Annotated in this window: 13 protein-coding genes; 11 read left to right on the top strand and 2 right to left on the bottom strand. The window is 53.6% G+C overall.

The window, feature by feature from the left end:
* The first annotated feature begins 7 nt into the window (after positions 1-7).
* The 8 genes from KNP76_RS03810 to KNP76_RS03845 all read left to right on the top strand — a co-directional run bounded on the left by KNP76_RS03810 (position 8) and on the right by KNP76_RS03845 (position 8,511).
* A complete protein-coding gene (locus KNP76_RS03810; RefSeq protein WP_214842795.1) occupies positions 8-361 on the top strand; it encodes a hypothetical protein in 354 nt (117 codons plus the stop codon).
* Positions 358-1,656, top strand: coding sequence for a glycosyltransferase (locus KNP76_RS03815; protein WP_214842796.1), 1,299 nt, complete (start codon positions 358-360; stop codon positions 1,654-1,656). Before KNP76_RS03810 ends, KNP76_RS03815 begins: the two co-directional genes overlap by 4 nt.
* A 144-nt stretch (positions 1,657-1,800) precedes the next feature.
* Entirely contained in the window at positions 1,801-3,090 is a 1,290-nt protein-coding gene (locus KNP76_RS03820) for a nucleotide sugar dehydrogenase (protein WP_211780646.1), read from the top strand.
* A gap of 17 nt (positions 3,091-3,107) precedes the next feature.
* Positions 3,108-3,905 (top strand): ABC transporter permease, encoded by a 798-nt coding sequence (locus tag KNP76_RS03825; protein ID WP_034798952.1) that lies wholly within the window; start codon positions 3,108-3,110, stop codon positions 3,903-3,905.
* Positions 3,906-3,918: 13 nt separating this feature from the next.
* On the top strand, positions 3,919-4,776 hold the full coding sequence (gene tagH, locus KNP76_RS03830; RefSeq protein WP_024370615.1) for a teichoic acids export ABC transporter ATP-binding subunit TagH: 858 nt from the start codon (positions 3,919-3,921) through the stop codon (positions 4,774-4,776).
* Positions 4,773-5,882, top strand: coding sequence for a non-hydrolyzing UDP-N-acetylglucosamine 2-epimerase (gene wecB / locus KNP76_RS03835; RefSeq protein WP_211780647.1), 1,110 nt, complete (start codon positions 4,773-4,775; stop codon positions 5,880-5,882). Before tagH ends, wecB begins: the two co-directional genes overlap by 4 nt.
* Positions 5,883-5,940: 58 nt before the next feature.
* On the top strand, positions 5,941-7,371 hold the full coding sequence (locus KNP76_RS03840; RefSeq protein ID WP_211780648.1) for an MBOAT family O-acyltransferase: 1,431 nt from the start codon (positions 5,941-5,943) through the stop codon (positions 7,369-7,371).
* A 249-nt stretch (positions 7,372-7,620) separates the two neighbouring features.
* Positions 7,621-8,511: a hypothetical protein gene (locus KNP76_RS03845; protein ID WP_214842798.1), complete on the top strand. Its 891-nt coding sequence runs from the start codon at positions 7,621-7,623 to the stop codon at positions 8,509-8,511.
* A 76-nt stretch (positions 8,512-8,587) separates the two neighbouring features.
* Here KNP76_RS03845 and KNP76_RS03850 read toward each other — a convergent pair whose 3' ends face one another.
* Complete coding sequence (locus tag KNP76_RS03850) at positions 8,588-9,847, bottom strand: alginate O-acetyltransferase AlgX-related protein (RefSeq protein ID WP_214842800.1); 1,260 nt, start codon at positions 9,845-9,847, stop codon at positions 8,588-8,590.
* 121 nt (positions 9,848-9,968) lie between these two features.
* Here KNP76_RS03850 and KNP76_RS03855 point away from each other — a divergent pair, with 121 nt between their 5' ends.
* Positions 9,969-10,469: a YdcF family protein gene (locus KNP76_RS03855; RefSeq protein WP_214842802.1), complete on the top strand. Its 501-nt coding sequence runs from the start codon at positions 9,969-9,971 to the stop codon at positions 10,467-10,469.
* Between the two features lie 23 nt (positions 10,470-10,492).
* Here the strand turns inward: KNP76_RS03855 and KNP76_RS03860 are convergent, their stop codons facing one another.
* Positions 10,493-12,259 (bottom strand): acyltransferase family protein, encoded by a 1,767-nt coding sequence (locus KNP76_RS03860; RefSeq protein WP_214842804.1) that lies wholly within the window; start codon positions 12,257-12,259, stop codon positions 10,493-10,495.
* 290 nt (positions 12,260-12,549) lie between these two features.
* Between KNP76_RS03860 and KNP76_RS03865 the strand changes: the two genes are divergently transcribed.
* Entirely contained in the window at positions 12,550-12,864 is a 315-nt protein-coding gene (locus KNP76_RS03865) for a PTS sugar transporter subunit IIA (RefSeq protein WP_034804637.1), read from the top strand.
* 57 nt (positions 12,865-12,921) lie between these two features.
* Positions 12,922-14,598 (top strand): PTS transporter subunit EIIC, encoded by a 1,677-nt coding sequence (locus KNP76_RS03870; protein ID WP_214842805.1) that lies wholly within the window; start codon positions 12,922-12,924, stop codon positions 14,596-14,598.
* Positions 14,599-14,635 lie beyond the last annotated feature (37 nt).

The raw sequence follows: 14,635 nt of genomic DNA on the forward strand, positions 1-14,635 counted from the left end.
AAAGGTTATGGACCGTCAACAAGTTGAGTATGTCGAACGTGAGAATGCATTTTTACGGGAACAACTGCAAGCTTTGACTGACCAGATTGAAGCGGTGAGGCAAGAGGTGCTCGAAGAGGGTGCCAAGCACATCCGCGGGAAAGAGAACACGATTCAAAAGATGAAAGAGCTCGAGCGGGAAGTCCGCCAGGCGAAGGCGAACACCGACAAGTGGCGAAAAGAGGCCGCGAGTGAGAAGGCGAAGCGTGAGACGACCGAAGCGGAAGTGGAGCGACTGACCCAAATCATTGAACGGGCAAAAGCCATCCCGGTCGCCGGCAAGCTCGTCGCCAAAATTGAGCGGGAAGTGCAGTCGTCATGAACGGGTACGAGGAACAGTTGACCGCGATTCAAGCAGAGAAGAAAGCGTGGGCCCGCACGGTCGACGAGCAGTTTCAATCGTTGCGGCTACCTACTTTTTTAGAGGGGTCGCTCCAGCGCGGCATCAGCGTCATCGTCGCCTCGCACGACTCGGTCGACCTGTTGACGACGTGCCTCGCCTCGCTCGAACGCCAGAGTCTTCATCCGTCGCTCGTCGAATGGGTGCTCGTCTTCAATGGGCCGAACCGGCAAGCGCTCTACGACGCGAGTCTGGCCTACGGGAATGACGTCACCGTCCACCTTTTGCTCGAAGAAGAAGCGAACGTGAGTGTCGCCCGGAACCGTGGGCTTGAGGCGGCGACACGGCAATACGTGACGTTCTTGGACGAGGACGACACGTTGAGCGACATGTATTTAGAGGAATTGTTCAAGCGGGCACTCCCGGACCGAATCGTCATCGCCGACATCCAAGACCGCGACGCGGAAGGCAACCCGCTCACCTCGCCGCTGCATCGCGAGTTTTTACGGCTCGCCGGTCAAGACTGGGCATATGAGCAGATGTCACAGCTGTTGACGTTGAACGCCTGTAAGCTCGTCCCGACGGTCTACGCGAAACGTACGACGTACGAGCCGAGCCTAAAGAGCGGGGAAGACGTCGTCTACTTCTCGACGCTGTTCGCCACGTTCACGCCGCGTGTCGAGTTACTTGCGCAGGGTACCGAGGCGATTTATTACCGGCAGGTGCGTGACCGCTCCGTCTCGAGACAAGCGCAGAGTCACGATTTCTCGGTCCGCCAACGGATGGCGGTCATCGAGGCGCTGAATGCGTTGCTCGAACGTGCGGATGAGCCGACGCGACGCTTGATTGAACGGAAGATTGACGCGCAGACGTCGATGATGAGTACGTACTATCGGGATGCGGCAGACGAGCGAGCGACGATTCGTAATCTCGTCGCCGAAGCTGGGCTTTCGTACTTCTCGTACAGTATCTTGAACCAACATGCCGCGGCTCACGCTGTCATCATCGGCGACAAGCTCGATCAGGCAGGAGAACTCATTGCGACGTATCCGGACACGGCCGTCGTCCGTGTCTACCTATTAAACCCGTATACGCGCGCGAAGTTGAAAGAAGTCGTGACCGAAGATGTGTTCCGTCGGTTAACGTTCGCAAACGTTTCCGTTTCGAATTGGTCATTATTGCCTGAAGTTTGCTATAGTGTAGGGGATGTGCGTGCGGCGGCACTCAGTACAGAGTACGTGCTCGGTACGAACGTACGAGCGGTCCGCCCGGTATAATCCCGTTTTGTCATGAAAATGTAATTGCTTAATAAATCGGATCAGGAGTATAATGGGTTTGATTTTTGGTAAATCCTAAACAATATGAAATGTTAAGCAATATTCAGTGACACCTGTCACTAATCTATGGAGGTAATCTCAACTATGAAAGTATGTACGATCGGATTAGGATATATTGGACTCCCAACGTCTGCGGTCTTCGCGCAGTACGGCGTCGACGTCGTCGGTGTGGACATTCATCAGTCAGTTGTCGATAAATTGAACCGTGGCGAAATCCACATCGAAGAGCCAGGCCTCGGAGACGTCGTCAAAGACGTCGTCGCGAAAGGCAAGTTCCACGCCTCGCTCGAGCCGGAGAAAGCGGACGCGTTCATCATCGCTGTCCCGACACCGAACAACGATGACGAGCACAAGTCGTGCGACCTCACGTATGTGCTCGAAGCGACGAAACGTGTGCTTCCATACGTCGAGAAAGGCAACGTCATCATCGTCGAGTCGACGATCGCACCACGTACGATGGACGACCACGTCAAACCGCTCGTCGAAGCAGCAGGCTTCGTCGTCGGTGAAGACATCTTCCTCGTGCATTGCCCGGAGCGCGTCCTCCCAGGTCAGATCTTGCATGAGCTCGTGCACAACAACCGTATCGTCGGCGGCATCACGCCAGCGTGCGCAGATGCCGGTGCGAACGTGTACGGCACGTTCGTAAAAGGTGAAGTCATCAAGACGGACGCGAAGACGGCTGAAATGTCGAAACTCATGGAGAACACGTTCCGTGACGTCAACATCGCCCTCGCGAACGAACTCGCGAAAGTATGTAACGCGCTCGACATCAACGTCCTCGACGTCATCGAGATGGCGAACAAGCACCCGCGCGTCAACCTTCACAGCCCAGGCCCAGGTGTCGGCGGACACTGCTTGGCGGTCGACCCGTACTTCATCGTGGCGAAACAGCCTGAGCTCGCAAAAATTATCAAGCTCTCACGCGACACGAACGTCTCGATGCCGGCTTACGTCGTCGAGAACGTGCAGAAGCTCGTTTCAGACCAGCCAGAAGCAAAAATCGCCGCGTTCGGCGTGACGTACAAAGGGAACGTCGACGACATGCGTGAAAGCCCGGCTGTCGAGATCATCGAATTGATGCTCGAGCAAGGCATGAACGTGGCCGTCCACGACCCACACGTCGAAGTCTCGTCATCAAAACACTTCGACCTCGTGTCGAAAGAAGAAGCAATCAAAGATGCGGACCTCGTGCTCGTCCTCGTTGACCACAACGAGTTCAAAGCGCTCGACTTCAACGAGTTGAACGCAGCGATGCGCCGTCCGATGATCTTTGACACACGTAACATCGTGAAGGCCGATGACAGCGACCTTGCGGTTGTCAACTACGGAAACTTGTACGAATACGTCAACGGGAAAGTGACGTTGGCCTAATCCGTTAGGTGCCCGCTATGATCAAAGCCTCGAAACAAGTATTCATCGAACTATGGGAGAGTCTCTATTTAATATTGAGACTCTCTCTATATGAAACGAAAAGTCGCTATTCGATGCAGTACTTCGGATACTTGTGGGAAATCATAACGCCGATCATTCAGATTGCGATTTATTGGCTCGTCTTCGGGTTCGGTCTTCGTGCGGGTCGAGACGTTGGTGATGTTCCGTTCCTTCCATGGCTCGTTTCAGGAATCGTGCCATGGTTCTTCTTTGGACCGGCCATCGTCAGTGGTTCTCGATCCGTTTTTTCGAAGATCGCACTCGTCTCGAAGATGAGTTTCCCAATCAGCACGATCCCGGCGTACGTCATCTTGTCGGAACTGTATCGACACGTGGCGATGGTCGCGATCGCGTTCATCTTGATGATGGCGTTTGGCATCAGTGAAGGCTGGAACTTGCTGTTCTTGCCGTACCTGCTCCTCAGTGCGCTCGCGTTCTTATACGCATTCTCGCTGTTGACGTCGGCACTGGCCACGATTATCCGCGACTTTCAAAATTTGCTGTCACAAATTATTCGGATGATGCTTTATTTACTCCCTATCTTCTGGCAACCGACTGGAAAGCTCGAAACGATTCTCATGATCAACCCGCTCTACTATTTGGTGGAAGGGTACCGGTCGATGTTCCTCGGAACGGATTGGCTCATGCAGAATTTGGGCTACGGCCTCTATTTCTGGGGCTTCACGCTCGTGACGTTCTTGATCGGGTCGGCGATTCACGTCCGTTTCCGTCGCTACTTCATTGACTATATTTAAGGAGCGGTGACGTATGAGCTACCAAGTGAAGTTTGAAAACGTATCAAAACGGTACACGTTGTACCGGAAACAAAGTGATAAACTGAAAGAAGTGTTGTTCAACCGGGCGAACGGGAAGCAGTTCTATGCGCTCCGCAATGTCACGTTCGAAGTTCCGCCGGGCGAGGTCGTCGGCATTCTCGGGATTAACGGTTCCGGCAAGTCGACGATGTCGAACTTGTTATCGGACGTCATCCCGCCGACGCACGGCAAAATCGAGCTGCGCGGGAAACCGTCGCTCATCGCCATCTCGTCTGGCCTGAACGGCAACTTGACGGGCATGGAGAACATCGAGCTGAAATGTCTCATGCTCGGGATGGACAAGCATCAAATCAAGGCGATTACCCCGGAAATTATCGAGTTCGCCGACATCGGCGACTTTATCGACCAGCCGGTCAAGACGTACTCGAGCGGGATGAAGTCGCGCCTTGGCTTCGCCATCTCGATTAACATTGACCCGGACATCCTCGTCATCGATGAGGCGCTCTCGGTCGGGGATCAGACGTTCACCGACCGCTGTCTCGTCAAGATGAACGAGTTCAAAGACGAAGGCAAGACGATTTTCTTCATCAGTCACTCGGTGTCACAAGTCCGCCAGTTCTGTACGCAGGCGATTTGGCTCGAATACGGCGAGATCCGTGAGTACGGACCGGTCGACGAAGTGGCTGACGAGTACATGAAGTTCTTGAAATGGTTCCGCACGCTCGATTCGAAGCGCCAATCGGAGTTCAAGCAACAGAAGATGGCGCAACGGACGACGATCGTCGACCAAAACGACGTCGGCGAGACGATTATCTTGCCGCGAAAACCCCTCAAAGGAGAATCTGTATGATTAAAGTTATGACCGTGTTCGGTACACGTCCCGAAGCAATCAAAATGGCTCCGCTCGTCTTGGAGCTCAAACAACGTGAAGGGATCGAACCGATCGTCGTTGTCACAGCCCAACATCGGGAGATGCTCGACCAAGTGCTCCAGCTCTTCAAGATCACTCCAGATTATGACCTTGACGTCATGAAGAAGAACCAGACGCTCTTCGACGTGACGACACGCGTCCTTCACGGTCTCGATGAAGTCATGAAGGAAGCAAAACCGGACATCGTCCTCGTCCATGGGGACACGACGACGACGTTCGCCGCGTCACTCGCTGCGTTCTATAACCAAATTGCAATCGGGCACGTCGAAGCAGGCCTTCGTACGTACAACAAGTACTCGCCGTACCCGGAAGAGATGAACCGTCAATTGACAGGCGTCATGGCGGACCTTCACTTTGCACCGACCGAAACGTCAGCTGACAACTTGCTCCGTGAGAACAAGAAAGAAGCAGATATCTTCGTCACCGGCAACACGGCGATCGACGCGCTTAAGACGACCGTCCAAGACGATTACGACAACGCGTTGCTCAACCAAATCACGGCTGAAAACAAACGTCTCGTCTTGCTCACGGCCCATCGCCGCGAGAACCTCGGCGAGCCGATGCGCAACATGTTCCGTGCCGTGCGCCGCTTGATCGAGAAGTATGACGATATCGAAGTCGTCTATCCGGTCCACATGAACCCGATCGTTCGGGAACTTGCCGGTGAAATTTTGAACGACCTCGACCGCGTCCACTTGATTGAGCCGCTCGACGTGTTCGATTTCCACAACTATGCGTCACGCTCACACCTCATCTTGACGGATTCGGGTGGCGTGCAAGAAGAAGCCCCATCGCTCGGCGTACCGGTCCTTGTCCTTCGTGACACGACGGAACGTCCGGAAGGTGTGGCGGCTGGCACGCTCAAGCTCGCCGGTGTCGAGGAAGAAGTCATCTTCGGCCTCGCCGATGAGTTGTTGTCAGACGCTTCGGCGCACCAATCGATGGCGAAAGCGTCTAACCCATACGGGGACGGGGAGGCGTCACGCCGCATCGTCGACGCAATCGTCGAACGCTTCACGCGTTGATGGCTTTAGACTGTCCCTCGGGGCAGTCTTTTTATTTTTTTAAGAGAGGAGGAACGTCATGCTCTTCAGTTCGACGATCTTTTTGTTTTGGTTTTTACCGATTGTCTTAATCCTTTATTATGTCTCGCCGCGCTTCTTGAAGAACACGGTGCTGCTCGTCGCGAGTCTCCTGTTCTACGCATGGGGCGAACCGATCTACACGGCGGTCATGCTCGCCTCGATCGTCATGAACTATGCGTTCGGCTTGCTCGTCGACAATAACCGTGACAATAAGAAGAAAGCGAAGTGGCTCGTCGCCGGCATGGTCGCCGGGAACGTGTTGCTCTTGTCCGTCTTCAAGTACACGAGCTTCATCATCGAGAACGTCAACGCCATCACCGGGCTCGAGCTGACTGACCCGAAAATCCCGCTTCCGATCGGGGTGTCGTTCTTCACGTTCCAAGCGATGAGTTACGTCATCGACGTGTACCGGAAAGACGGGAAAGTGCAGCGCAACCCGCTCGACCTCGCGCTCTATATCTCACTCTTCCCGCAGTTGATCGCCGGGCCGATCGTCCGTTATCAGACGGTCGCCGATGAGATCAACGATCGGAAAGAGACGATGGACGACTTCGCGAGCGGGATTCAGCGGTTCGTTATCGGGCTAGCGAAGAAGATGCTCCTCGCGAACAACGCCGGCTACGTCGCCGACCAAATCTTCTCGCAAAACGCGGGCGAGATGTCGATGGGACTCGCCTGGATTGGGATCATCGCGTACTCGCTTCAAATATACTTTGATTTCTCTGGGTACTCCGACATGGCCATCGGGCTAGGCCGGATGTTTGGCTTCCACTTCCTCGAGAACTTCAACTATCCGTACATCTCGAAATCGGTGTCCGAGTTCTGGCGGCGCTGGCACATCTCGCTCGGTAGCTGGTTCCGTGACTACGTCTATATCCCGCTCGGCGGGAACCGTGGCAGTGCGTGGAAGCTGTACCGAAACCTCGCCATCGTCTGGATTTTGACGGGCGTGTGGCACGGGGCGAGCTGGACGTTCATCGCCTGGGGGGCGTATTACGGGCTCTTCATCATGCTCGAGCGTGCGTTCCTCGGGGCGTGGCTCAAGGCGCTCCCGGCCCCGCTCGCGCATGCGTTCACGCTGTTCGTCGTCATCATCGGGTGGGTGTTCTTCCGGGCGGACGACTTCCCGTATGCCCTCTCCTACTTGTCGGCCATGTTCAACTTGAACGGTGCGCCGGTGTGGGACAACGAGGCGATGTTCTACTTCGTGCAGTACGGGGTCATCCTCGTCATCGCGATGATCGCGGCGACGCCGCTCCCGAAACTGTTCGGTGAGAAGGTGCTCCGCCTCGAGCAAGACAGCAAGAAGCTGTGGGTCAACTATATGGCTGGCTTCATGCGGCTCGGCTTCATGGCGACAATCTTCATCTTCGCCGTGTCGTACATCGTCGCGAGCAGCTTCAACCCGTTCATCTATTTCCGGTTCTAATCGATAGGAACGCAGCGTATGTGATATACGTTGCGTTTTTTTGTTCTCCTAAGATTTCCAAATAAAACTTCCAATTTAAGATATATTTATATAGTTTTAATGGTATGATTTCAAAAGAAAGGAAGTGAGTTTTTGAAAAACCTGCATAAACTACTAGTTGTCTTAATCAGTGTTCTTTATTTATCAGGATGTGATGCATCATCCTCAGCAAGGCCGACCGTTGAAAGAGAAGATGTTCATATAGGCGATTTGAGAGTAGCTTACAATGAAGAGATTGAAGGACTGCTCGTTTTTTTCGCGAGTAACCTGGAAGAAGGTCTGGATGTGAAAGCGACGTTGTATGACTCGAGCGACGTCCCGATTACCACAAGGGATCTCGAGCTCGAATACTTTGACGATAAAGACGTGCGGATTCGTATGCCGCTTACGGAAGATGAGTTAGTACAATTGAGAGAGCCTGACGTGTATTTAGAAGTGACGGTCGAGGTGAATCATATCGGTTCCCCGAGTAAGAATCCACAGTTTTTATCGGCCGTTGGGGGAGGGACGAAGATGTCGGTCATGAGTCAATACGCTGACGTTGACCATGTCGTCATTGTGGAAGGTTCTACGAGTGATGAATTCGAGTACGCGATGAAAGTGACTACAGAACCCGTTTCGATTCGAGAGTATGAGTTGTTGCAACAGGCTCAGAACGAAGTAGGTGCAGAAACGGTTGTCGAGGAAGAAGTGCTCGTCGACGACGAACCGGTACGTTACTCCGACGCCTTCGAAGCATACACTACCAACTATTATCATCACTTTGGCAATTATGAGGATCTGTTGGGGAGCAACTTTGAGATTTTAGCAATGGACGGTTTCGGCAATCAAAATATTGTAGACGATTTAATTAGATCGACACAAGAGTTCGATGAGTTTTTAGACGTTTATGAGAATCGAGCGCAACCGCTCAATGAGGTGGATTTGACGCTGTATCATCATACGTTAGTGATGATCGATCAGCAGAGGGCGGTTAACCGAAATGTCATACTCGGATTGACGGAATATGACGAGTACTATTTGCTCGAGGCGGCAAATGCGCTTTCCCCTGTCGTTGATTTGTACTTAGAAGGTGAAGACCTTATTTCGCGGCCGCTCTAATTTAATAGAGGCGTCGCTAACTAAAACAAGGGTAATGGATCCGACCTATGTCGTGACCATTACCCTTGTTTACTCCTCAATCATTCAATTTCTCATGATAGAGCGGGATGAACTCGCCGAGGTTGACGTTGTGGATGAACAAGACGACGTCGATGTCGTTCTGTTTCACATACGTCTCAATCGACGACTCGTCAAAGTGACGGATGTCGATGACCGACAGATGACCGAAATGTTCCGGCAACAGCGTCAGCATCGGATTCGCGTACGAGTCTTTTAAGATGAGCGTGCGCGTGTCGTTCTTCGGAGTCTCTTGGTCCATCGTGATGATCGGCCAGTTGCGGTGGAGGAAGAGCGAGTACATCTCGGTGTACGTCTCTTCTGCCTGAAGCGGTTTCTTGTTAATCAATTTCCCGCCGCACGTCTCCGAGCGGTTGTAGCAGATGTCGTTCGGTGTGTAGCCGGCCTTCGGTTCGAGCCATTCGAACGCATCGCCGTCTTTCACGTACTGTAGCGTCGTGCTACGGGCGTATGAGCCGTAATATGGACGTTCATGCGTCTTCGTCCTGAGCTCGCCTTGCTTCAGCGGTTCGCCGACCTCTGGATGATCGGCGGCAATTTGTTTCACTGTCTGCGCATAGGCGAGATAGGCGCCATGAATGTTCCAATGATAGTCGGTCTTATAAAAGACATCGCTCAACCGGTCCGCCGCGTTCAGCGGCTTCCGGTAATCCATGACCGTCATCCCGTCGACGCTCGACAAGCCGTCACGGACGTCTTTGAAAATCTTTGGGGCGTCGTTGCCCATATAGTCGGGCATGTTCGGTCCGACATCGACCATCGATGCCTTGTTCGGGGCAAGCCCGAAGTAGACGTCGACGCCCGATTCGTTCATTGAGCTTGTAAATGTCGAGAGGTCGTCGAGCAACAGTTGCGGGTCGACTTGCTCTTTCATCGGGGACTCCATCGTCCCGTCGGCCGAGACGTAAATCCCGTTTTTCACCGTCTGTCGGAACAGGTCCTTCGACAGAAACGCATGCAGGCTAATCCAACTGTCGCGGTTGACGACGTGGTCGGTCACGTATGACTCGACGCTCTTCATATACGCGCCTGACATGACGTTTTCGACGGTCAGTTCGACCGGCGGGCCGGCGAGTTTTCGGTTCTCCATGTCGGACACTTCGCGCTTTTCTGAGGTGAGCGTCAAATAGGCGCCACCAATCAAGAAGGCGAAGAAACCGAGTATCATGGTCGCGTGAAGGGCGAGTTTCGTCCATTTATGTCGATTCGCGCGCCGATGCCGAATCCGGTCATCGGGCGCTCGGTTCAAGTTTTGCATTCAGGATGCTCCTTCGATTCAAATTAATCCGATACTCATTCTACCATATATTTGCTGTCGCTTCTGTAACAAAAACGTATCAGTCGAATGATATAATCCCTACGAAGGGCAGGTGCATGGAATGAGACGACAAGCAGACGGGACGTATCGCTACGTCCTCATCCTCGGGGCGAAAGTGAACGGGATAAAGCCGTCTAAGGCGCTCCGGAATCGAATCGACATGGCCGCCGCCTATGCGAAACGTCACCCGCACGTCGAGCTGATCGCGACGGGTGGGCAAGGGCCGGACGAAGGGATGGCCGAGGCACGCGTCATCGCGCGCGAGCTCATCGCTCTCGGGATTGAACGGGCCCGCATCCACGTCGAGGCCGCCTCGACGTCGACGTATGAGAACTTTTACTTCAGCCGCGCGATTTGGGACGGGGAACCAGGGATCACCGTCGTCACGAACGACTTTCACGTCCGCAGGGCTCGCCTCGTCGGACGACTCTACTTCGGGCTGAAGACTGACGCGCTTTATGCTCTGACACCGGCTTCGGTCAAACCGAAGTACATCATCCGCGAACAGCTCGCCTATATCAAGCTGTTCCTCAACTATTTGCGCTGGAAGTGGCGCCCATGAAAAATGACCTAGCGCCGGCTAGGTCATTTCTTGTTCGTGCAACCAATCTCTTCTTCGAGCAGTCGGCCGAACGCCTCGGCCCCGTCAATCGTCAAATGGACGCCGTCCGCCTCGAAGTAGTCTTTCTTGCCGGCGGACGCCTTGTGCCAATCGATGAGCGTGACGTTGTCGTGCAGCTCGCTCGCACGTTGGAGTGTTCTGTTCACATCTTGCTCCCACGGTCGCGGCACACGTGTGTTGATCAAGTAGACGCGGTCCGCGTGTTCGAACTGCCCGATTAACGTATCGAGCTGCTCCATCTTGAAGGCGCCGTTCGTCCCGAGGTGGAGGAAGACGACGTGGCCCGGTGCGTCATACGTTTGATACGTCGCGGCGACGTCTTGGGCGTCACGGACTTGGCGGCCGAGCTCGGCATCGATCTCCATGTTCGGGAAGGTGCTCCCGAGATACTCGTTCAAGCCGAGGAGGACCGAGTCCCCGATGGCGAGCGCCGGTGGACACGTGTCAATCGGACGCTCCGTTTCTGGTTCCGTCGCTTCTTCAGGCTTTTCAGGTGCCGGATTCGGTTTGACGATCGGAATCGCTTCGGTCCGCTCGTTCGCCCCACTGAAGGCGAGAATCGACAAGTTGCCGACGAGGACGAGCGAGAGGGCGGTCGCGACGCTCACGGTAGCGATGCGGCCTGGCGACAGGACGGGACGAAGGGATTGTATTGCCCCTTTGAAGCCATGATGGCGCACCGGCGTCTCGATGAACCGGTACGACAACTCGGCAATCGCGAGCGTCAAGGCGACTTGTCCGAACGCGCGGATCGGTTCGAACGTGCCGATTTGTTCAATCGGGGTCGTCAAGATGATGACCGGATAGTGCCACAAATAGATGCCGTACGTCCGAGTCCCGATTGTGCGAAGCCACTCGCTACCGAACAACCGGGCCCAGACGGTCGACGGGTGCGCCGTCGCGGCGATTAAGACGGCCGATGCCAACGCGACGAGCAAGAACCCGCCGTAATAGAGAAACGCACCGTACGCGCTCGCCCGCGTCATGATGACGAGGAGGGCGAAGAGCGCCACGCCGCCGCCGATGTTCAAAATACGGCGCCCGATGTCCGGCATGTCCCGTTTGAACGTGTCCGGTTGCCAACCGAAGGCGAGGACGGCACCGATTAAGAGGGCGAACAGGCGTGTGTCCGTCCCGTAATAGACGCGGCTCGGATCGGTGCCCGGCGTAAAGTTCACGGCCATCCATACGGCGGAGGCGACGAGCATGACCGAGACGACTTGGAGCAGGCGTCGCTTCGACTTCAAGCCGAAGAGGAGCAGGAGCGGCCAGATGAGATAAAACTGCTCCTCAATCGAGAGCGACCATAGATTTTGGAGCGGGGACGGCTTGCCGAAGCTCTCGAAGTACGACACGTCATGAAAGACGTACCACCAGTTGTTCACGTAGACGAGCGCAGCGAGCGTGTCTTGCCGCACCGTATTCAACAAGTCTGGTTCAAACAGCCAGACGACCGTCATGACGACGGAAAGCATGAAGACGAGCGCCGGCAACAGCCGCCGGAACCGGGCGATATAGAACCGTTTCAAATCGAGTCGGCCGGCGTTCGCCCATTCGCGAATCAAGATGCCGGTGATCAAATAGCCGGACAGGACGAAAAAGACGTCGACCCCGAGGAAGCCCCCGGTTATGTATGGTGTGTTCAAATGAAACAAGATGACGGTCAGGACGGCGAACGTGCGCAGTCCGTCGAGGCCGGGCATATAGTTTGAGTGGCGCAACGGTTGCATGCTCCCACTTCCTTTCGTACGTTTCCCTATTATATAAAAGAATCCTATACGTCAGTATAACGAGACGTGAGCTAGGAAAAGTTTCAAACGATTAACAAAATTGAGGTGGAATCGTTCGAAAATTGGGAGGGAGACTACAGGAATAAACCAATAGAACATTTATAAACAAAAAAGATAAAAATAAATAATAAAATGAGCTGTAAACGTTTACAAAGTTTCTTTTTGATGCTACTATGTGGATGTGGATATGACATATCGAAAAAAAACAAACAACAAAGGGGATGTTTTTTATGACGAAAGATGAATCAGCACTCGTAGGACTTGAGATTGTGGCACATGCAGGCGATGCGCGCTCCCACTTGATGCGGGCGCTTGAAGCAGCGAAGAACGGGAACTATGCTGAAGCCGAGTCTCTCATCAAACAAGCGGATGAAGCCATCTCGCATGCCCATGCGACACAGACGAGCATGATTCAAGCCGAGGCGCGGGGCGAAGGGGCAGAATTCGGTTTCATCATGGTGCATGGACAGGATCACTTGATGACGACGATGCTGCTCCGAGACATGATGCAACATATGATCGAATTGTATCGACGCACGAACTGATCAATGAAAGGGCAGCAATGCCCTTTTCCATTACTTATCATCGTTAGGAGGAAAATCATGAACGGCTTAATCGCAAGAATCGAGAAAATGAAGCCGGTGTTTGAGAAAATTTCAAACAACCCGTATCTTCGCGCTATTCGAGATGGATTCATCAGTTTGATTCCAGTCATCTTGTTCTCAAGTATCTTCTTATTGATTGCATTCGTCCCGAACATTTTCGGTGTGTATTTAAGTGACCTATGGGTTGATCGTCTCATGAAAGCATATGGGTATTCGATGGGTCTCGTCGGTCTGTTGATGGCAGCGACCATCGCGAAGTCCTTGACCGAGACGTTTAATGGACAACTACCGAAGACGCGGCAAATCAACTCGACGTCGACGATGGTCGTGTCCATCATCGGTTTTGCCTTGATTGGGATCGACCAAATCGAAGGCGGGCTGTCGAACGCCTTCACCGGAACGAGAGGATTGCTCACGGCGTTCGTTGTCGCATTCATCGTTCCGAACATTTATAAGTTTTGCGTCAAACGCAATATTACCATAAAAATGCCAAAGGAAGTACCGGGCAACATTGCCCAGACGTTCGCGGATTTGATTCCGCTCGCTTCATCGATCATTTTCTTCTGGGTGTTCGACATGGTGTTCCGCAGCTTCACTTCGGAAGGGTTCAGTGCTTGGATCATCGACGTCTTCCAACCGATTTTCTCGGCGGCCGATGGTTATCCAGGTCTTGCATTGATCTTTGGTGCGATGGCATTCTTCTGGTTTGTCGGGATTCACGGTCCTTCAATCGTCGAGCCGGCTGTGTCGGCCATCTACATTACGAACGTTGAAGAGAACCTTCAGCTGTTCCAAGCCGGTGAGCATGCGACGAACGTATTGTCACAAGGATCGCAATACTTTATCGCGACGTTAGGCGGAACTGGAGCTACGCTCGTCATCACGCTCATGATGGCGTTCATGGCGAAGTCGAAACAGCTCAAGTCGGTCGGTCGGGCGTCGAGTGTCCCGGTCATGTTCGGGATTAACGAACCGATTTTGTTCGGTGCACCAATCGTGTTGAACCCTGTGTTCTTTATTCCGTTCATCACGGCACCAATCGTGAACGTCTGGTTGTTGAAAGCGTTCATTGATATCGGAGGGATGAATGGGTTCATCTACAACTTACCGTGGACGACACCTGCTCCGATTGGACTGATTCTCGGAACAGGATTCGCGCCGCTCGCCTTCGTGCTCGCGCCGACGCTCATCATCATCGACCTGCTCATCTACTACCCGTTCTTCAAAGTATATGATAAGCAGCTCGTTGAAAAAGAACGCCTTGCGTTACTTGAAGAAGAAGCGAATCCGGCTCAAGACGCCGAAGTCGCGACAAGTGCGACAGAAGCTGTCGTCGCACCGAAATCGGTTGATTCGAACACGTCCTATAACGTCCTCGTCTTGTGCGCAAATGGGGCGACGAGTGGCATGCTCGCCAACGCCATCGCCAAAGGGGCGAAAGACGAAGGGATTCAGTTAGAGTCGACGGCCATGGCCTACGGTCAGCACAAGGCCATGATTTCAGAGTTTGATTTGATTATTCTCGCGCCACAGATGGCGTCCATGCTAGGCGAACTTGAAAAAGATTCTGATTCGAGTGCGACGAAAGCCGTCTCGACCTCAGGAGCAGAATATGTCTCGCTTTGCCGAGACCCGAAAGGTGCGCTCGCATTCGCGATGAAACACATGAACTGATGGACAAGGGCTGCCGCAAGACAGCCCTTTGTCGATT

The organism is Exiguobacterium sp. s150 (assembly GCF_018618435.1).
Lineage (GTDB): Bacteria > Bacillota > Bacilli > Exiguobacteriales > Exiguobacteriaceae > Exiguobacterium > Exiguobacterium alkaliphilum.